The 20256-nt window shown below is 64.6% G+C and carries 16 protein-coding genes; 11 read left to right on the top strand and 5 right to left on the bottom strand.

Annotated elements, in window-relative coordinates:
* Window positions 1–17 precede the first annotated feature (17 nt).
* The 7 genes from nusA to ACYVHH_RS09490 are packed head-to-tail and all read left to right on the top strand — an operon-like array spanning window position 18 to window position 9609.
* Window positions 18–1517: a transcription termination factor NusA gene (gene nusA / locus ACYVHH_RS09520; RefSeq protein WP_460564906.1), complete on the top strand. Its 1500-nt coding sequence runs from the start codon at window positions 18–20 to the stop codon at window positions 1515–1517.
* A 29-nt stretch (window positions 1518–1546) separates the two neighbouring features.
* A complete protein-coding gene (gene infB / locus ACYVHH_RS09515; RefSeq protein WP_460564905.1) occupies window positions 1547–4405 on the top strand; it encodes a translation initiation factor IF-2 in 2859 nt (952 codons plus the stop codon).
* 8 nt (window positions 4406–4413) lie between these two features.
* Window positions 4414–4785, top strand: a complete 372-nt coding sequence (rbfA, locus tag ACYVHH_RS09510) for a 30S ribosome-binding factor RbfA (protein WP_460564904.1) — start codon at window positions 4414–4416, stop codon at window positions 4783–4785.
* 1 nt (window position 4786) lies between these two features.
* On the top strand, window positions 4787–5740 hold the full coding sequence (gene truB / locus ACYVHH_RS09505; RefSeq protein WP_460564902.1) for a tRNA pseudouridine(55) synthase TruB: 954 nt from the start codon (window positions 4787–4789) through the stop codon (window positions 5738–5740).
* Window positions 5737–7566 carry a translational GTPase TypA gene (gene typA / locus ACYVHH_RS09500; RefSeq protein ID WP_460564901.1) on the top strand — a complete coding sequence of 610 codons (1830 nt, stop codon included), beginning with the start codon at window positions 5737–5739 and terminating at the stop codon, window positions 7564–7566. Before truB ends, typA begins: the two co-directional genes overlap by 4 nt.
* Entirely contained in the window at window positions 7563–8513 is a 951-nt protein-coding gene (locus ACYVHH_RS09495; RefSeq protein ID WP_460564900.1) for a DMT family transporter, read from the top strand. Before typA ends, ACYVHH_RS09495 begins: the two co-directional genes overlap by 4 nt.
* On the top strand, window positions 8482–9609 hold the full coding sequence (locus ACYVHH_RS09490; protein WP_460564899.1) for an enoyl-CoA hydratase/isomerase family protein: 1128 nt from the start codon (window positions 8482–8484) through the stop codon (window positions 9607–9609). The genes ACYVHH_RS09495 and ACYVHH_RS09490 overlap by 32 nt, the downstream gene beginning before the upstream one ends.
* 42 nt (window positions 9610–9651) lie before the next feature.
* On the opposite strand, the gene smpB is transcribed toward ACYVHH_RS09490, so the two are convergent.
* Complete coding sequence (gene smpB, locus ACYVHH_RS09485) at window positions 9652–10143, bottom strand: SsrA-binding protein SmpB (protein WP_460564898.1); 492 nt, start codon at window positions 10141–10143, stop codon at window positions 9652–9654.
* Between the two features lie 56 nt (window positions 10144–10199).
* Between smpB and ACYVHH_RS09480 the strand changes: the two genes are divergently transcribed.
* Together ACYVHH_RS09480 and ACYVHH_RS09475 are read left to right on the top strand one after the other, a co-directional pair.
* Entirely contained in the window at window positions 10200–10646 is a 447-nt protein-coding gene (locus ACYVHH_RS09480) for a type II toxin-antitoxin system RatA family toxin (protein WP_460564897.1), read from the top strand.
* Between the two features lie 5 nt (window positions 10647–10651).
* Window positions 10652–10984 (top strand): RnfH family protein, encoded by a 333-nt coding sequence (locus ACYVHH_RS09475; protein WP_460564896.1) that lies wholly within the window; start codon window positions 10652–10654, stop codon window positions 10982–10984.
* A gap of 9 nt (window positions 10985–10993) precedes the next feature.
* Here ACYVHH_RS09475 and ACYVHH_RS09470 read toward each other — a convergent pair whose 3' ends face one another.
* Window positions 10994–11488: a DUF4124 domain-containing protein gene (locus tag ACYVHH_RS09470; RefSeq protein ID WP_460564895.1), complete on the bottom strand. Its 495-nt coding sequence runs from the start codon at window positions 11486–11488 to the stop codon at window positions 10994–10996.
* 139 nt (window positions 11489–11627) lie between these two features.
* Here ACYVHH_RS09470 and guaB point away from each other — a divergent pair, with 139 nt between their 5' ends.
* A complete protein-coding gene (gene guaB / locus ACYVHH_RS09465; protein WP_460564894.1) occupies window positions 11628–13097 on the top strand; it encodes an IMP dehydrogenase in 1470 nt (489 codons plus the stop codon).
* Between the two features lie 70 nt (window positions 13098–13167).
* On the top strand, window positions 13168–14784 hold the full coding sequence (gene guaA / locus ACYVHH_RS09460) for a glutamine-hydrolyzing GMP synthase (RefSeq protein ID WP_460564893.1): 1617 nt from the start codon (window positions 13168–13170) through the stop codon (window positions 14782–14784).
* A 12-nt stretch (window positions 14785–14796) separates the two neighbouring features.
* On the opposite strand, the gene ACYVHH_RS09455 is transcribed toward guaA, so the two are convergent.
* From ACYVHH_RS09455 to ACYVHH_RS09445, 3 genes are all read right to left on the bottom strand, one after another.
* Complete coding sequence (locus ACYVHH_RS09455; RefSeq protein ID WP_460564892.1) at window positions 14797–17256, bottom strand: bifunctional diguanylate cyclase/phosphodiesterase; 2460 nt, start codon at window positions 17254–17256, stop codon at window positions 14797–14799.
* An 8-nt stretch (window positions 17257–17264) separates the two neighbouring features.
* On the bottom strand, window positions 17265–18005 hold the full coding sequence (locus ACYVHH_RS09450; protein ID WP_460564891.1) for a substrate-binding periplasmic protein: 741 nt from the start codon (window positions 18003–18005) through the stop codon (window positions 17265–17267).
* 81 nt (window positions 18006–18086) lie between these two features.
* On the bottom strand, window positions 18087–20228 hold the full coding sequence (locus tag ACYVHH_RS09445) for a methyl-accepting chemotaxis protein (protein ID WP_460564890.1): 2142 nt from the start codon (window positions 20226–20228) through the stop codon (window positions 18087–18089).
* Window positions 20229–20256 lie beyond the last annotated feature (28 nt).

Raw genomic sequence — 20256 nt, 5'->3', positions numbered from 1 at the left:
AAAGGCAGGCGAGTCAAATGAACCGCGAAATGTTGATGTTGATCGATGCGATCTCCCGCGAGAAGAACGTGGAGCGCGACGTCGTCCTGGGTGCCGTGGAGTCGGCGCTCGCCTCTGCCACCAAGAAGCTGCACAAGGGTGAGGTGGACATCCGCGTCGCCATCGACCCCGACAGCGGTGCCTACGAAACCTTCCGCCGCTGGCTCGTCGTGCCCGATGAGGCCGGCCTGCAGAACCCCGATGCCGAGGAGATGTACTCCGACGCCATCGAAGACCATCCCGGCATTCAGGTGGGTGACTACATCGAGACTCAGATCGAGTCCGTGCCCATCGGCCGCATCGGCGCCATGGCCGCCAAGCAGGTGATCCTGCAGCGCATCCGTGATGCCGAACGCGAAATGCTGCTCAACGACTTCATGTCCCGCGGCGACAAGATTTTTGTCGGTACCGTCAAGCGCCTGGACAAGGGCGACGTGATCGTGGAGAGCGGCCGTGTCGAAGGCCGCCTCAAGCGCGGCGAAATGATCCCGAAGGAAAACTTCCGCTCGGGCGACCGCGTGCGCGCCATGATCATGGAAGTCGACCTGACCCTGCGCGGTGCTCCCATCCTGCTGTCCCGTGCCGCGCCTGACTTCATGATCGAGCTGTTCCGCCAGGAAGTTCCCGAGATCGAGCAAGGCCTGCTGGAGATCAAATCCTGCGCCCGTGACCCGGGTTCGCGCGCCAAGATCGCCGTGCTGTCGCACGACAAGCGCATCGATCCCATCGGCACCTGCGTGGGTGTGCGTGGCTCCCGCGTGAACGCAGTGACCAACGAACTGGCTGGTGAGCGTGTGGATATCGTGCTGTGGAGCGAGGATCCGGCGCAGTTCGTCATCGGCGCGCTGGCGCCCGCCAACGTGCAATCCATCGTGGTGGACGAGGAGCGCCACGCCATGGACGTGGTGGTGGACGAGGAAAACCTGGCCATCGCCATCGGCCGCGGCGGGCAGAACGTGCGTCTCGCATCCGACCTGACGGGCTGGAAGATCAACATCATGACCGCCGACGAGTCGGCGCAGAAGCAGGCTGAAGAAGCCAGTGCCATCCGCAGCCTGTTCATGGCCAAGCTGGACGTGGACGAAGAGATCGCCGACATCCTGATCGAGGAAGGCTTCACCAGCCTGGAAGAAGTGGCCTATGTGCCGCTGCAGGAAATGCTCGAGATCGAATCCTTCGACGAAGACACCGTCAACGAACTGCGCGCCCGCGCCAAGGATGCGCTGCTGACGATGGAAATTGCCAAGGAAGAAAGCGTTGAAGAGGTGTCGCAGGACCTGCGTGACCTCGACGGACTGACCACAGACCTGATCGCCAAGCTGGCCGAAGGCGGTGTGCACACCCGTGACGAGCTGGCCGATCTGGCCACCGACGAATTGACCGCCATCACCGGCCAGACGCCCGAAGAAGCGACGGCCCTGATCATGAAGGCGCGCGAACACTGGTTCACCGGTGACGACGCGAACGCGCAGTCCTGATCACGGAGGCCTAACGGAGAAGAAACTATATGTCTAGCAATACCGTCGCAGAATTCGCCGCCGAACTGAACAAGCCCACCTCTGTCCTGCTGGAACAGCTGGCCAGCGCGGGCGTGTCTAAGAACTCCCCGGCCGACCCGGTTTCCGAGTCGGACAAGCACAAGCTCCTCAGCTACCTGCAGGCCAGCCATGGCACGGCCAGCGCCGAGCGCAAGAAGATCACGCTGACCAAGAAGTCCACCACCGAGATCAAGCAGGCCGACGCCACCGGGCGTGCCCGCACCATCCAGGTGGAAGTGCGCAAGAAACGCACCTTCATCAAGCGTGATGATGAGCCGTCTGCTTCTTCGGGCGACGAGGAGGCCATTCCCGCCGTTTCCGCTGTGGATGAGGCCGAGCTGGCCCGCCGCGAGGAAGAAGCGCGCCGCCAGGCAGAGCTCCTGCGCCGTCAGGAGGAAGAACTCGCCCAGAAGCGCCGTGAGCGCGAAGAGCAGGAGGCCCGCGCAGCCGAGGCCGAGCGCCAGCGTCAGGCCGCCGAGGCGCAGGCCCGCGCCGAAGCCGAGGCGCGCGCCAAGGCAGAAGCCGTTGCCGTGCCCGCGGAAGAGGTTGAGCCGGTTGCTGCGCCCGCCGAGGATGTGGCCCGCGCCGCCGCCAAGGCCGAAGCCGAACAGCTGGCCAAGCAGCGCCTTGAGGCCGAAAAGCAGGCCGAGGCCGAGCGTGCCAGAGACCTTGACGAGCGCCGTCGCAAGGCACTGGCGGAGGCCGAAGCCATCCGCGCCATGATGGCCGCCCCGAAAAAGGTGCTCGTGGCCAAGAAGCCCGAGGAACCCAAGCCAGCCGCCGATGCGAAGGCGGGTATCAAGGGCACGCTGCACAAGCCGGCTTCGGCCCCCAAGGCCGCGCCCGCCGCAGCGCCTGGCGCCGCTGGCGGCAAGAAGGAAGTGAAGTCCGAAAACCTGTCGTCCACCTGGAAGGATGACGCAGGCAAGAAGAAGGAACTGAAGACACGTGGCGACACCGGCCCGAGCCGGGGTGGCAGCAACTGGCGCGCTGGCCCCAAGGGCGGCAACCGCCGTGGCGGCCGCGACGACCGCGAGCAGTCCTCCAGCTTCTCGGCACCGGCCGAGCAGAAGGTGATCGAGGTGCACGTGCCCGAGACCATCACCGTGGCCGAACTGGCGCACAAGATGGCTCTGAAGTCGTCCGAGGTCATCAAGCAGTTGATGAAACTGGGCCAGATGGTCACCATCAACCAGTCGCTCGACCAGGACACCGCGATGATCGTGGTGGAGGAACTGGGCCACAAGGCCTTGGCAGCGGCACTGGACGACCCCGAGGCGTTCACCGAGGAGGAAGTGTCCTCCCAGCAAGCCGAACTCATGCCGCGCGCGCCGGTGGTCACCGTCATGGGCCACGTCGACCACGGCAAGACCTCGCTGCTGGACTACATCCGCCGTGCCAAGGTTGCGGCAGGTGAGGCTGGCGGCATCACGCAGCACATTGGTGCCTATCACGTTGACACGCCGCGCGGCATGGTCACTTTCCTGGACACCCCGGGTCACGAGGCCTTCACGGCCATGCGTGCCCGTGGCGCGCAGGCCACCGACATCGTTATTCTCGTCTGCGCGGCAGACGACGGCGTCATGCCCCAGACGAAGGAAGCCGTCAAGCACGCCAAGGCGGCTGGGGTGCCCATCGTCGTGGCCATGACCAAAGCCGACAAGCCCGAGGCCAACGTCGAGCGCGTCAAGGCTGAACTGGTGGCCGAGGAAGTGGTCCCCGAAGAATTCGGTGGTGACTCTCCCTTCGTCGCTGTGTCGTCCAAGACCGGCATGGGTGTGGACGAACTGCTTGAGCAAGTGCTGCTGCAGGCCGAGGTTCTGGAACTCAAGGCACCGGTCGAAGCCATGGCCAAGGGCCTGGTGATCGAAGCCCGGCTGGACAAAGGCCGTGGTGCCGTGGCCACCGTGCTGGTGCAGTCTGGCACGCTCAAGGTGGGCGATGTGGTGCTGGCTGGCCAGACATCTGGCCGCGTGCGCGCCATGCTCGACGAGAACGGCCGTGCCACCAAGGAAGCCGGTCCGTCCATCCCCGTGGAAATCCAGGGCCTTGCCGAGGTGCCGCAGGCTGGCGACGAATTCATGGTGCTGGCCGACGAGCGCCGGGCCCGTGAAATTGCAACCTACCGTGCAGGCAAGTTCCGTTCGACCAAGCTGGCCAAGCAGCAGGCCGCCAAGCTCGAGAACATGTTCGCCGACATGCAGGCGGGCGAGGTCAAGACCCTGCCCATCATCATCAAGGCCGACGTGCAAGGTTCGCAGGAGGCACTGGCCGCGTCGCTGCTCAAGCTGTCCACCGACGAGGTGCGCGTGCAGCTGGTCTATGCGGGCGTGGGTGGCATCAGCGAATCCGACGTGAACCTGGCGATCGCCTCCAAGGCCATCATCATTGGTTTCAACGTCCGCGCCGACGCTGGTGCCCGCAAGCACGCTGAAGCCAACGATGTGGATCTGCACTACTACAACATCATCTACGACGCCGTGGACGAGTTGAAGGCAGCCATGTCCGGCATGCTGGCGCCAGAGAAGCGCGAGGAAGTCATCGGTACCGCCGAAATCCGCCGCGTGTTCGTGGCGTCGAAGATCGGTACGGTGGCAGGTTGCATGATCACGCACGGCCGTGCCACGCGTTCTGCCCACTTCCGCCTGCTGCGCGACAACGTGGTCGTCTACACCGGCGAACTCGACTCGCTCAAGCGCGAGAAGGACGACGTGCGCGAGGTCAAGGAAGGTTTCGAGTGCGGTATCAAGCTCAAGAACTACAACGACATCAAGGAAGGTGACGTGCTGGAGCTCTTCGAGATCAAGGAAATCGCACGTACGATCTGAGCGACGCCATGCCCGCCAAGAAATCACCCTCCAACCGCAGCTTCAAGGTCGCCGACCAGATCCAGCGCGACCTGACCGAGCTCATCGCTCGCGAGTTGAAAGACCCGCGCGTGGGCATGGTCACGCTGCAGGCGGTGGAGGTGACGCCGGACTATGCACACGCCAAGGTGTACTTCAGCCTGTTGACGGGTGACCCGCAGGAAACCGAGCTGGCGCTGAACCAGGCCGCCGGCTTTCTGCGCAACGGCTTGTTCAAGCGGCTGCACATCCACACCGTGCCGACCTTGCATTTCCACTTCGACCGCAGCGTAGAGCGTGCGGCCGATATGAACGCCCTGATCGCCAAGGCTGTGGCGTCCCGCTCCAAGGATTCCGACTGACATGACGGCTGTTCCCCGCGCACGGGTGCAGCGTCGCCCCGTGCATGGGGTGGTGCTGCTCGACAAACCCGTGGGACTTTCCAGCAATCAGGCCTTGCAAAAGGTCAAGTGGTTGCTGCGCGCCGAAAAGGCGGGCCACACGGGTACCTTGGACCCACTGGCCACGGGTGTGCTGCCCTTGTGTTTTGGCGCCGCCACCAAGTTCAGCCAGCTGCACCTGGACGCCGACAAGACCTACGAGACCACCTTGCGCCTGGGCGAGAAAACGTCCACCGGCGACGCCGAAGGCGAGGTGACCGAGCGCCGCACGGTGGCCTGCACGATGGGCCAGGTGGTGGAAGTGCTGGACCGCTTCACCGGTCCCGTCAGCCAACTCCCGCCCATGCACAGCGCGCTCAAGAAGGACGGCAAGGCGCTTTACGAATACGCCCGTGCGGGGGTGGAAGTGGAACGCGAACCGCGTCAGGTGACCATCCACGAACTTGAAATGCTGGATGCCGATCTGGCTTCGGACATGCCATCGCTGCGTCTGCGTGTGCATTGCAGCAAGGGCACGTACATCCGTACGCTGGGTGAAGACATTGGCGCCGCATTGGGTTGCGGCGCGCACCTGTCGGCGCTGCGCCGGGTCGAAACCGGTGGCTTCGGGCTGGAGCGCTGCATCACGCTGGAGCAGATAGAGGCTCTGCCGGAAGACCAGCGGCTGAGCATCTTGCTGCCTGTGGACACCTTGCTGGCAGGACATGCGCGCGTCACTCTCGGCAGCGACGATGCAGCCCGCTTCCTCAGCGGCTTGCGCCGTCGCGGAGCGTGGGCCGACGCAACACACGTGGCCGTCTACGGCGACAAGCCCGCAGCCCTTTTGGGCACGGCGCACGTCAAGGCCGGTGAACTCATACCGGGGCGCCTGTTGAGCCCCATCGAAATTCAACAGATCCTGGAAAGCCAACCATGAGCACTCCCATTCGCAACATCGCCATCATCGCCCACGTTGACCACGGCAAGACCACCATGGTCGACCAGCTGCTGCGTCAGTCCGGCACCTTCGCGGAACACGAAAAAGTCGTGGACACCGTGATGGACAACAACGCCATCGAACGCGAGCGTGGCATCACCATTCTGGCCAAGAACTGCGCCGTGAGCTGGGAAGGCACGCACATCAACATCGTGGACACCCCGGGCCACGCCGACTTCGGCGGTGAAGTGGAACGCGCCCTGTCCATGGTGGACGGCGTGGTGCTGCTGATCGACGCCCAGGAAGGCCCGATGCCGCAGACCCGCTTCGTGACCAAGAAGGCTCTGGCCCTGGGCCTCAAGCCCATCGTGGTGGTCAACAAGGTGGACAAGCCCGGCGCCAACCCGGACAAGGTCATCAACGCCGCTTTCGACCTGTTCGACAAGCTGGGCGCGACCGACGAGCAGTTGGACTTTCCGGTGGTGTACGCCTCGGGCATCAACGGCTGGTCGTCGCTGGAAGAGGGCGCGCCGGGCGAGCAGTGGGGCCCCGACATGTCGGCCCTGTTCAATACCATCCTGAAGCACGTGCCCGCGCACGCTGGCGATGCAGATGCGCCGCTGCAGCTGCAGATTTCCGCGCTGGACTACTCGTCCTTCGTGGGGCGCATCGGCGTGGGCCGCGTCAACGCGGGCACCATCAAGCCGGGCATGGACGTGCTGGTGTGTGAGGGCCCGGATGGCAAGCGTGTCAAGGGCCGCATCAACCAGGTGCTGACTTTCCAGGGCCTGGACCGCATGCAGACCACGGCTGCCGGCCCGGGCAACATCGTGCTGATCAACGGTATTGAGGACATCGGCATTGGCGTGACGGTGACCAGCGTGGACACGCCCGCACCGCTGCCCATGCTGAAGGTGGACGAGCCGACCCTGATCATGAACTTCTGCGTCAACAACAGCCCGCTGGCTGGCCGCGAAGGCAAGTTCGTGACCAGCCGCCAGATCTGGGACCGCCTGCAGAAGGAACTGCAGCACAACGTGGCGTTGCGCGTCAAGGAAACCGACGAGGACGGCATTTTCGAAGTGGCTGGCCGGGGCGAACTGCACCTGACCATCTTGCTGGAGAACATGCGCCGCGAAGGCTACGAACTGGCCGTGTCCAAGCCGCGTGTGGTGTTCCAGGATATCAACGGCGAGAAGCACGAGCCGATGGAGTTGGTGACCGCCGACGTGGAAGAAGAGCACCAGGGCGGCGTGATGCAGGCGCTGGGCCTGCGCAAGGGCGAAATGGTCAACATGGAGCCGGACGGCCGTGGGCGCGTCCGTCTGGAGTACCGCATTCCTGCTCGTGGCCTGATCGGCTTCAGCAACGAATTCCTGAACCTCACCCGCGGCTCGGGCCTGATCGCGTCCATCTTTGACGGCTACGAGCCGCACAAGGGTGACATCGGCGGACGCAAGAACGGCGTGCTGATCTCCATGGACGATGGCGAGATCTTCACCTACGCGCTGGGCAAGCTGGACGACCGCGGCCGTATGTTCGTGAAGGCCGGCGACCCGGTGTATGAAGGCATGATCATCGGTATCCACAGCCGTGACAACGATCTGGTGGTCAACGCCACCCGCACCAAGCAGCTGACCAACTTCCGCGTCAGCGGCAAGGAAGACGCGATCAAGATCACCCCGCCGATCGAGCTGACGCTGGAATACGGTGTGGACTTCATCGACGACGACGAACTGGTCGAGATCACGCCCAAGAGCATCCGCCTGCGCAAGCGCCACCTGAAAGAGCACGAGCGCAAGCGCGCACAACGCGAAGGCGCATGAAGATACGCCACGGTCAGGCCGTTGGCCTGATGCTTCTGGTCACCTTCCTGTGGTCCACTGCAGGTGTGGTCACGCGTCAGTTGGAGCAGGCGCAGGCCTTCGAGATCACCTTCTGGCGCAGCTTCTTCACGCTGCTGTCGCTGCTGGTGATCCTGCCCGTGTGGCAGGGCTGGGGCGTGTGGCGGCGCATGCGGCAAGAGGGCTGGGTGCTGTGGGCTTCCGGCGCCTGCTGGGCGGTCATGTTCACCGCCTTCATGCTAGGCCTGGCGCTCACGTCTGTGGCAAACGTGCTCATTACGCTGGCCGCCGGGCCGCTCATCACCGCACTGGTGTCCAGCGTGTTCTTCGGGCAGCGGCTGGCCCGCCGCACCTGGATCGCCATTCTCGTGGCCGGCCTGGGCATCGCCTGGATGTTTGGCCGCCAGCTGGGCGAAGGCAACCTGCTGGGCAGCCTGGTGGCACTCGGCGCACCCATCGGCGGGGCCATCAACTGGAACCTGGTGCAGCGCAGCCAGCAGGCTGGGCGCCACGTCGATCTGGTGCCTGCGGTGTTGATTGGCGCATTCCTGTCGTCGCTGGTCACCTTGCCGCTGGCGTGGCCCATGCAGGCCAGTGTCCACGATGTGACGCTGCTGGCCGGGCTGGGGCTGGGACAATTGGCCATTCCCTGTGTGCTCGCCGTGGTTTGTGCTCGTTCGCTGACACCGCCCGAGATGTCGCTGCTGGCCCTGCTGGAGGTGCTGTTCGGCATTGGCTTGGCGTGGGTTGGCGCGAATGAGGTGCCTCAGCTCTACGTGCTGCAGGGCGGCGTGCTGGTGCTTGGTGCGCTGGTGGCCAACGAGTGGCTGGGCTGGCGTGAGCGCGAGGGGCACTACCGCATTCAAACGCTGGAAGTTGAAGACACCGGAGACAAGAATGAACTGGACGACACCGGACGTGACCGTTGAGGTCAGCGCCAATGGCGTTGGCTTGCTGACGCTGAACCGCCCCAAGGCACTCAATGCCTTGAGCCTGCCCATGATCCGCGCGCTGACCGAGGCGCTGCTGGCCTGGCGCGACGATCCTGCGATTCGTGCCGTGGCCATCCGTGGCACCAGCAAGCACGGCCTGTTCGGTGCCTTCTGCGCGGGCGGCGATATCCGCTTCTTTCACCAGGCGGCTGTTGCAGGTGACGCGGCGCTTGAGGACTTCTTCACCGAGGAATACGCCCTCAATCACCTCATCTTCACCTACCCCAAGCCTTACATCGCGTTCATGGACGGCATCGTCATGGGCGGGGGCATGGGCATCAGCCAGGGCGCGGGCGTCCGTATCGTCACCGAACACACCAAGATGGCCATGCCCGAGACCAATATCGGGCTGTTTCCGGACGTGGGCGGCGGGTACTTCCTGAGCCGTTGCCCGGGGCACGTGGGTGAATACCTGGCTTTGACCGGCCACGTGATCGGTGCCAACGAGGCACTGGCTTACGGGCTTGCCGATGTGATTGCGCCCGCGCACAGCCTGCCTCAGGCATGGGAAGCGCTTCAGGACATCAAGGCTGCCAGCAGCCAGGCCTTTGCGGCCGAATGGCAAAGCTGGATGGACAGCGCCGGCTGGGCGCGGCAGGCCGCCGACGATGCCCCGCTGCTGACGGCCGAAGTGGAGGCTGCCTTTGGGCAGCCGACCGTGCAGGACATCGTGGAGATGCTGCAGCGCACGCCGACCGGAAATGCCGAGAAGACGCTGGAGATCCTGCGCACGCGCAGCCCGCTGATGCTGCACGTGGTTCTGGAGCAGGTGCGCCGTGCGCGGCACATGGGGCTGGCAGACGATCTGCGCATGGAACGTGACCTGGTGCGTCACTGCTTCCAGACGGTGCATCTGCAGCGTGCGGGCCATGCCAGCGAGACGGTTGAAGGCATTCGGGCGCTGGCGGTGGACAAGGACCATGCGCCGCGCTGGAACCCCCCTCGAATCGAGGACGTGACGCCCGGCATGGTCGAGCCGTTTTTTGTGAGTCCGTGGCCGGTGCACAGCCACCCGCTGAAGAGCCTGGACTGAGGAAAATCCTGGCAGCGCTGGCGGTGTGGCCGCCAGCGCGCGTCAGCGTTGACGCTGCTTCAGGGCGCGTTCGACTTCTCGCTTGCCTTCGCGTTCCTTGATGGTGTCGCGCTTGTCGTGCTCGGCCTTGCCTTTGGCCAAGGCGATGTCGCACTTGACCCGCCCGTTCTTCCAGTGGAGGTTGATGGGGACAAGGGTGTAGCCTTTTTGCTCCACCTTGCCGACCAGGCGGCGGATTTCCTCCCGGTGCATCAGCAGCTTCTTGGTCCGGGCGCTGTCGGCGCTGACGTGGGTGGACGCCGTGCGCAGCGGGTTGATCAGGCAGCCGATCAGGAACAGCTCGCCATCGCGGATCATCACGTAGCCGTCGGTCAGCTGGACCTTGCCTTCGCGCAGGGCTTTGACTTCCCAGCCTTCCAGCACCACGCCGCACTCGAAGCGCTCTTCAAAGTGGTAGTTGAAGGAGGCTTTCTTGTTTTCGGCGATGCGGCTGTCGCGGGCTTTGGGTTTGGCGTTTTTCTTGGCGGAAGACATGTCGTACAAATGGGGTGCCGGCGGGCCAATACAATCCCACGTCGGCCGATGATTGTATGAAAAGTGTTCACAAGTCTGTTTTGATCTGGCACAGCGCGCACGAAATGTTCGCGCTGGTCACCGACGTGCGGCGTTACCAGGAGTTCCTGCCCTGGTGCAGCGGCGGGGAAGTGCTGGAAGAAACCCCTGACGGCATGGTGGCGTCGATCGGGATGTCGATTGGCGGCTTGCGCAAGAGTTTCACGACGCGCAACACCCATGTCGAAGACCGGCGGATACACCTGGAGCTGGTGGATGGCCCGTTTTCGCACCTGGATGGCACTTGGGAGTTCACGCCTTTGGGCGACGGCACGCAGCGCGCCTGCCGGGTAGACTTCACGTTGAACTACGGCTTTTCCAGCAACACGCTGGCTGCGTTGGTGGGGCCCGTGTTCGACCGCATCGCTGGCAGCCTGGTGGACGCTTTTGTCAAGCGGGCCGATCAGGTTTACGGAAGCGATTGACCGGCATGCAGGTGACCCTGGTCTGTGCAAGCGCTTCCCGGCAGGTCGAGGAGCTGGTGCTGTCCCTTGAATCCGGCGCCACGGTGGCGGATGCCATGCGGGTCAGCGGCTGGGACCGGCGCTTCGAGGAGGGCCCAGCCGGGCCCGGTTGGGGCGTTTCCGTGTGGGGCCGCAAGGCGTCGCCGGAGCAGGTGCTGCGCGAGGGGGACCGGGTCGAGTTCTGCAGGGACCTTCGTGTTGACCCCAAGGTCGCGCGCAGGGAGCGCTTCAACAAGCAGGGGGCTCGCACGGCAGGCCTGTTCTCGCGCCGCCGCAAGGGTTCCAAGCCCGGGTACTGACCAAGCCGCCTAGCGGCAGTTCTCGGCGATGATCTGTTCCAGGCGGCGTGTCTCGTCGGATCTTGTCTGACTGCTCATGATGACCTGCCGGCCCTGGGCGTCGGTGGTCATCAGCCGCATGTTGGATTTCAGGGTGCTGATGGCGGACGTGGCACGCTTGCAGTTTTCAGCCCGTATCTCGGCATTCTTGGCCTCGACGGCCTTGCGCCGCGCCTCTTCGGCCTGCTGGGCTTCCTTGCGTTTCTTTTCTTCGGCTGGGTCCGGCTTGGGCGGCGCGGCAGCGGGCGTCGCCGCAGATGACGCGCTGGCCGGAGTGTCCGACGCTGCAGCGGGCAGGGGAGCGATGCGTGCGCCTGCTGCTGGCTGCTGCACTATCTGGCGGTCGGAAACCGAGGCTGGAGGGGGAAGGTCACTGTAGACCTTGCGGCCGCTCTCGTCGACCCAGACCCACGCCCCGGCGGCGTGTGCAGGCAGTGTTGATACCGCCGTGAGGAGGGCGAACAACAACGTCCGCGAAGGGTGTGCACCAAGCCTGTGTGCATGGGAAAGTGGCGTGTTCTGCCGCTGCATGGTCACCTCTTGTGAGTAGCCGCCATGTTACGCCTTTTGACCCAAGTACAATATTGCTTTTGGAGCTTTACACATGCGCCTACTCGGAAAAGCGCTCACCTTCGACGATGTGTTGCTGGTGCCCGCGTACTCCCAGGTCCTGCCCAAGGACACGTCGCTCGCCACCCGGTTCACACGCGACATCACCCTGAACCTCCCGCTGGTGTCCGCCGCCATGGACACCGTCACCGAAGCCCGGCTGGCCATCGCCATTGCCCAGGAGGGTGGCATAGGCATCGTTCACAAGAACCTCACGGCGCAGGAACAGGCGGCGCACGTGGCCAAGGTCAAGCGTTACGAGTCCGGCGTGTTGCGCGACCCGGTGGTGATCACCCCTGACACCACTGTGTTCCAGGTGCATCAGCTGTCCGAGGAACTGGGCATCTCCGGCTTCCCGGTGGTCGACGGTGGCAAGGTGATCGGCATCGTCACTGGGCGTGATCTGCGCTTCGAGACGCGCGTGGACCTGCCCGTCAAGGAGATCATGACGCCCCGCGAGCGCCTGATCACCGTGCCCGAGGGCACCACCCCCGCCGAGGCGAAGGCGCTGCTCAACAAGCACAAGCTGGAACGCCTGCTGGTGGTCAATGAGGCCTTCGAACTCAAGGGCCTGATCACCGTCAAGGACATCACCAAGCAGCTCAATTTCCCCAATGCCGCGCGCGACGCGGCTGGCCGCCTGCGTGTGGGCGCCGCCGTGGGCGTGGGCGCTGGCACCGAGGAGCGCGTTGAGGCGCTGGTCAAGGCCGGGGTCGACGCCATCGTGGTGGATACGGCCCATGGCCACAGCAAGGGCGTGATCGACCGCGTTCGCTGGGTCAAGCAGAATTACCCGCAGGTGCAGGTCATCGGTGGCAACATCGCCACCGGGGCGGCCGCGCTGGCGTTGGTGGAAGCGGGCGCTGACGGCGTCAAGGTCGGTATCGGCCCGGGCTCGATCTGCACCACCCGCATCGTGGCGGGCGTGGGCGTGCCGCAGATCACCGCCATCGACAACGTGGCCACGGCGCTGCAGGGCACCGGCGTGCCTCTGATCGCCGACGGCGGCATCCGCTACAGCGGTGACATTGCCAAGGCCATTGCCGCGGGCGCCAGCACCGTGATGATGGGCGGCATGTTCGCCGGTACCGAGGAAGCGCCGGGCGAGGTCATCCTCTACCAGGGCCGCAGCTACAAGAGCTACCGTGGCATGGGCTCGATTGGCGCCATGCAACAGGGCAGTGCCGACCGCTACTTCCAGGAATCCAGCACTGGCAACCCCAATGCCGACAAGCTGGTGCCTGAGGGCATCGAAGGCCGCGTGCCTTACAAGGGCTCGATGGTCTCCATCGTGTTCCAGATGGCGGGTGGCATTCGCGCTTCCATGGGCTACTGCGGCTGCGCCACCATCGAAGAGATGCGCAACCGTGCCGAGTTCGTCGAGATCACCGCCGCCGGTATCCGCGAAAGCCACGTGCACGACGTGCAGATCACCAAGGAAGCGCCCAACTACCGCGCCGACTGATCCGTCGCCTTCCAAGGGCCGCCGCACCGGCGGCCTTTTGCATTTCCAACGGGCCCGAGCCCTTACCGCCATGCAACACCAGAAGATCCTCATTCTCGACTTCGGCTCCCAGGTCACCCAGCTTATCGCGCGCCGTGTGCGCGAGGCCCACGTGTACTGCGAAGTCCACCCCTGCGACGTTTCCAGCGACTGGGTGCGACAGTACGCAGCCGACGGTCTGCTCAAGGGCGTGATCCTGTCCGGCAGCCATGCCAGCGTGTACGAGGTGGACGACAAGGCCCCCGACGCCGTGTTCGAACTCGGTGTGCCGGTGCTGGGCATCTGCTATGGCATGCAGACCATGGCGCAGCAACTGGGCGGCAAGGTAGAGGGCTCGCACACCCGCGAGTTCGGCTACGCCGAGGTGCGCGCGCGCGGCCACACCGATCTGCTCAAGGACATCGTTGACTTCACCACCCCCGAAGGCCATGGCATGCTCAAGGTGTGGATGAGCCACGGCGACAAGGTGACCGAACTGCCGCCGGGCTTCAAGCTCATGGCGAGCACCGACTCCTGCCCCATTGCCGGCATGGCCGACGAGGCGCGCCGCTTCTATGCCGTGCAGTTCCACCCCGAGGTGACCCACACCGTGCAGGGCCGCGCCATCCTGGAGCGCTTCGTGCTGGATATCTGCGGCACCCACCCCGACTGGATCATGCGCGACCACATCGCCGAGGCGGTGGAGAAAATCCGCGCCCAGGTGGGTGACGAAGAGGTCATCCTGGGCCTGTCCGGCGGGGTGGATTCTTCCGTGGCCGCCGCGCTGATCCACCGTGCGATCGGTGACCAGCTCACCTGCGTGTTCGTGGACCATGGCCTGCTGCGCCTGAACGAGGGCGACATGGTGATGGACATGTTCGCAGGCAAGCTGCACGCCAAGGTGATTCGTGTGGACGCGAGCGATCTGTTCCTGCGTGAACTGGCGGGCGTGAGCGACCCCGAGCAGAAGCGCAAGATCATCGGCCGCCTGTTCGTGGACGTTTTCAAGGCCGAAGCGGAAAAGCTCAAGGCCAGCGGCCAAGGCCACAAGGGCGCAACCTTCCTGGCCCAGGGCACCATCTACCCGGACGTGATCGAGTCTGGCGGCGCCAAGAGCAAGAAAGCCGTGACCATCAAGAGCCACCACAACGTGGGTGGCCTGCCCGAGCAGTTGGGCCTGAAGCTGCTGGAGCCGCTGCGCGACCTGTTCAAGGACGAGGTGCGCGAGCTGGGCGTGGCCCTGGGGCTGCCGCACGACATGGTGTACCGCCATCCCTTCCCGGGGCCGGGCCTGGGCGTTCGCATTCTGGGCGAGGTGAAGAAGGAATACGCCGACCTGCTGCGCCGCGCTGACGCGATCTTCATCGAAGAGCTGCGCTCCACCATCGACCACAACTCCGGCAAGAGCTGGTACGACCTGACCAGCCAGGCTTTCACTGTGTTCCTGCCGGTCAAGAGCGTGGGCGTGATGGGCGACGGCCGCACCTACGACTACGTGGTGGCGCTGCGTGCCGTGCAGACCAGCGACTTCATGACGGCCGACTGGGCCGAGCTGCCTTACAGCCTGCTCAAGCGGGTGTCCAGCCGCATCATCAACGAGGTGCGCGGCATCAACCGCGTGACCTATGACGTGAGCAGCAAGCCGCCGGCGACGATCGAGTGGGAGTGATCCCCCGGCCGCTCAGGACGCGAGGGCGGGGCGGCTGAAGCGCCCGTTCTCGACGTCTTCCGCCAGCTGCGCGGGCGGCATGGGGCGGGCCAGCAGGTAGCCTTGCAACAGGTCGCAGCCGTGCTTCTGCAGAAACGCCTGCTGTGCCGGTGTCTCCACGCCCTCGGCCACCACTTCCAGGCCCAGGTTGTGGGCCAGCACGATGATGGATTGGCAGATGGCGGCGCTGCCCTGGTCGGTCTCCACCCCCTGAACGAAACTGCGGTCGAGTTTCAGCCCGTGCAGGGGCAGTTCTCTCAGGTAGCTCAGCGACGAATAGCCGGTGCCGAAATCGTCGATGGACAGGCGGACACCCATGTCTCGCAGTGCCCGGAGGCGGGTGGTGCTCGTCTTGGTGTCTTCCATCAGCATGGACTCGGTGATTTCCAGCTCCAGCCGGTCCGCGGGCACGCCGTGCCACTCCAACAGCTTGGCAACCGTGCCTGTGAGCTCTGAACTGGCCAGTTGCTGGGCGGACAGGTTGACGGCAATGCGCAAGTCCGGGCCGCCCAGGGTGTCCTGCCAGGCGCGCCACTGCCTGCAGGCTTCGTCAAGCACCCATTCACCCAAAGGCAGGATCAGGCCACTCTGTTCCGCCACCGGAATGAACTTGCCGGGTGGTATCCAGCCCTGTTCAGGGTGGCACCACCGCAGGAGCGCCTCGACCCCGAGCAGCTCGCCCGTCAGCGCGGAGAACTGGGGCTGGTAATGGAGCTCGAACTGGCCAAGGTCGAGCGCCTTGCGGAGTTCGGCGATGAGATGCACACGCTCCAGCAACAGCGCCTCCATGCCGTCGGCATAGAAGCAGGTCTGGTTACGGCCCTGCGATTTGGCGTGGTACATCGCTGTGTCGGCTCGCTTGAGCAACAGCTCGGACGTGTCACCGTCATCGGGAAAACAGGACAGGCCGATGCTTGCCGTGGTTCGCAGCTTCAGGTGGTCGACCGTGAACGGTGCATCCAGCGCCAGCCGGATCTTTTCGGCGACCTGACCGGCTGCGTCGCGCCCTGAGACCTGGGACAGCAGGATGACGAATTCGTCACCGCCCAGTCTGGCCACCTTGTCGCCATGGCGTACCGCCTGTTGCAGCCTTTGTGCCACTTGCTGGAGCAACTGGTCCCCGATGGCATGGCCATGCACGTCGTTGATTTCCTTGAAGTTGTCCAGGTCGATCAGCATCACCGTCAGCACGTGGCCGTGCCTGCTGGCCTGCAACACGGCGTGGCTCAGCTCCAGCGTCAGGGACATGCGGTTGGAGAGGCCGGTGAGGCTGTCGTGGTGTGCGAGCCGGTAGATGCGCTCTTCTGCCTGCTTGCGTTCGGTGATGTCGCTGAAGATGCCGATGTAGTGCGTGATTCGGGCCTGTTCGTCGCGCACGGTGTTGATGGACAGCCACTTGGGGTAGACCCGGCCGTCTTTGCGGCGGTCCCAGATCTCGCCCTGCCAGGTGCCATGCTCGTTGAGGTCGTGCCAGAGTTGCCGGTACAGGTCCGTTGGCGTGAGCCCGGCGGACAGCATGCGCGGGTTGCGGCCCAGCACCTCGTCACCGCTGTAGCCCGTCAGCAAGGAAAAGGCGTTGTTGGTCGCGATGATGCGGTTCTGCGCGTCGGTGATCATGATCGCCTCGCGGCTGTGCTGGAAGACCGTCGCCATCAAGTCCAGCCGGCCCTCGATGCGCCGGCGCTCCATCAGCTCGCGTTCCAGCAGGGTGGCGCGTTTGCGCTGCTCCTCGCCCATCGTCAGCAGGTCGTCCTGCATGCGCTGCAATGCGCTCACAAGGCGGCTGAGCTCGTCTGGGCGGGACGGCAGCTTGCGGTTCAGCGCCAAAGGCGCTTGGGGCAGGAGGCGGCGGTCCTGGTAGGAAAGGGCATGTCTGGCAATGTGAAGCAGGTGCCGTCCAATGAGGCGGTAGAAGGCATAGAAAATGAACGCGGCGACCAGGGCCGTCTTGATGGCATTGGCCGCCGTGAAACGCAGCAGGTGGCGCAGGACCCGGTGCAGTGCGTTCTGGTAGGTTGCCTGCACCACCAGCTCGCCGATCAGCAGCTCCTTGCCCTGGTGCATGCGTCGCAATTCGAACGTCTGTGTGATGCCCCGCCCAGCCAGAGGCGTGCCGGATCTGAGTGTCGACTGGTTATCGACCCGGACCTCGGCGTGCACGAAGTCGGGCAGGCGCGTGATGCCCTGCAAAAGCGTTTCCAGCCGCTGAACGTCGTTCACCCAGAGGTTTTCCACGACGCTCTCCAGGTAGGCATCCCGGATCTGGTCCATGCGCGAGTCGATATGCTCGATGTCGCGGCGGTATTCGTAGCCCATCTCCGCACCGGTGATGACGACGGCGATGGCCGAGCTGAACACGATCACATACAAGGCAAACCGTGCAACCAGCGGGGAAGGGCGCACGCGCCGGAGCAACGCTTTGAGTTTTTGCATGGGCTTCGTCAGGCCCTGAGCGTGGCGTTGTGGATGCGTTGGTATTCCCCCGTGCGCTTGAGCTTGGCCAGGGCCTGGGCCGCAGGTTGCACCAGCGCCTCGTGCTTCTTGTGCAGGTACATGTACATCGGGGTGCTCACGAGCGGGGGCTCCATCACCCGCACGTCCAGGTTGGTGGAGCGCGCCTGGGCCAGACCTTGCCAGCGTTCGTACAGCACAACGTCGGCCCGGTCCCGGGCAAGCAGGGTGAAGAGTTGTTCCGCGTCTCGAACGGGGGTGCGGTCCACGCCAGGCGGAACGTTGTTCTCGAAGATTTTCCAGCCGATGAGGTAGCCCACGGTGTAGGGTTTGAGCGAGTTCCAGTCGCTGGTGACGAAGCGGTGTTTCACGCTCATCGCGACAAAGTCATTGGTGATGACGGGCTCGGGAACACGCACGAGGTTGGGGTACATGGCTTCCAGCCCGGCAACCCGCAAGGCTTGGCCGTCTTCAATGCCAGCGTTGGCATTGATCAGGCTTCGCTCCGATGCCGCCGGGTACACCAGCAACTCGGCCTGCCTTCCCATCTCCCGGAACACGGCGGCTACCAGCAGGTCCAGAAAGCCCTGGCGGTCGGGGGTGGTGTAGGGTGCGACGACACTGGTCGACAGCACGATCTTCTCCGGCTCAGACCAAGCCTGGCCGTGCAGGGAAAGCGCCGCCAGGCCGCTTGCGCAAGCCATCCACTGGCGCCTGTTGACTGGCGACATTCGTTAACCTTCTTGATGTGATCTATACCTAGCTGTACGTCAAAAAGGTTTATACACCAGAAGGGTTATTTTCCGAGAATTTCAGAAGGTTTCCCAATCGTCTTCGCCCTTCGGGGGCGTGGTGCGCCTGGGCGCAGGCTCAAGCGCCGGGGTCCCGGCCTTGGGGCGGGGCAGTGCGCGTGCCGGGGTGGCTGCGTTGCGCCTTTGTGCAGGTTGGCTGGCCGGGCTGTCACTTGTGTTGACGAGGGCGTCGCGCAGATCCCGGATGGCTGTGATGACTTCCTGTCCCGCGTGACCGAAGGGCTTGGATGCATCGAGCATGGCTTCAGCATCCTTGTGGCGCTTCTGGTTGATGACGTCCGCCACCTTGCCAGCTTCCTGGTGGAACACCTTGTGCTTGCCCAGCAGGTTGGAAAACGCCGGTACGCTGGACCACCGCTGCTTGCCTGGTCCGTGCAGCCATTCGCCCAGCATGCAGCAGTCGTCCCGACGCAGCTTGTCTGCGTCGACGGTCAGGTTGCGGCCGATCGCATTGCGCAGCGTGATCCGCCACTGGTGGTGTGCGGTAATGGCGGCCTCGAAATCGAAGTTCGAGTCGTCCAGCCGGACCTCGCGCTGCATCTGCTGCTTGCGCAGTTCCACGGCGTCCTCTTCCGCCAGGGTGATGTCCTGCGACGTCAGGCGGAAGACGCGGATGGAGTTGTGTACCTGGCCGACCTGGGCGTTCAGCGAAGAAGCGGCTGCGGCCAACTCTTCCACCATGGCGGCGTTCTGCTGGGTGATGGCGTCGAGCTGGGAGACCGCCTCGCTGACCTGCGAGACACCCACGGCCTGCTCCTTGGAGGCGCTGCTGATTTCCTCCAGCAATGACGCCACCCGGTCAACGGACGCCATGGCTTCACCCATGCGCTCACGGGCTTCCACTGCGCGGGTGTTGCCTGCCTCGACGCGGTCACGTGACTCCTCGATCAGGCTGCGGATTTCCTTGGCGGCCGTGGTGGTTCGCTGTGCGAGCGCACGAACTTCGGACGCCACGACGGCAAAGCCCCGGCCTTGCTCGCCGGCACGTGCGGCCTCGACCGCGGCGTTGAGCGCCAGGATGTTGGTCTGGAAGGCCACGCCCTCGATCACCTGGATGATGTCGCCGATGCGTTTGGACGAGTCCGCTATCTCGTGCATCGTGTCGGCCACATTCAGCACGGCTTCGTGGCTGCGGCGGGCCACGTCTGCGGTTTCGCGGGCCACCGTCGTGCCTTCGCCCGCCAGCTGGGCGGTCTGCTTGATGGTGCCGTTCATCTCTTCCATCGACGCCGCGGTTTCCTGCAGGTTGCTGGCCTGCGTTTCGGTGCGGGCCGACATGTCCTGGTTGCCTGCGGCGATTTCCTGGGTGCCGCCGCGCAGGTTGGCCACCTCGTGGCGCACGTCCCGCACCACGGTCCTGACGGACACCGACAGCTGGGCGAGCGCGAGTTGCAGCTGGCCGATTTCGCTCTTGCCCGTGATCTGGACAACTTTGGTGAGGTCGCCACTGGCCATCAGGTTGGCCGTCTTGATCACCCCGGCAAGGGGACTGACCACCACCCGCAGGAGCCCCATGGCGGACATCGCAACCGTGACGGCTGCCGCGAGCGCACTGGCCCACAGGGGGGCTCCCAAGGCCATGGCGGCAAGCGGGCCCGCCGCTGCCAATGCGAGCAGCCAGAACAGCGTGGCCCTGAGGCCGGGGCGCGTCGCCCGTGCAATCGCGCCGAGCAAGCCCTTGCGAATAACCTCCCCACGCTGGAGCACATGGACCAGCTTGCCGCGCGCAGCTTCCTCGCGCATCGTGGCGTACAGCTGGTCATAGATCTTGATCTCGTCGTCCGACGGCCGGGTCCGCACGGAGAGATAGCCCACGATCTTGTCGCCATCACGCATGGGCGTGGCATTGGCCCTGACCCAGTAGTGATCCCCGTTCTTGCGGCGGTTCTTCACCAGCGCGCTCCAGGGCAACCCGTCTTCCTGGATGGTGTGCCAGAGATCGCGGAAGGCCTCCTCCGGCATGTCTGGGTGGCGCACGATGTTGTGCGGCTGCCCCAGCAGCTCGTCCCGCGAATAGCCGCTGACCGTGACGAAGTTGGTGTTGCAGTAGGTGATTCGCCCCTTGAGGTCGGTGACCGAAATCAGCGTCTGGTCTGCGGGGAACTGGTATTCCTTCTGGGTGATAGGCAGGTTCGTTCGCATGTGTGCTGGGGCGTGGTGGTTGGGAATT

The organism is Hydrogenophaga aquatica (genome assembly GCF_054780915.1).
The sequence above is the reverse complement of the archived record's forward strand: the minus strand, read 5'-3'. Positions and strand labels throughout refer to the sequence as shown.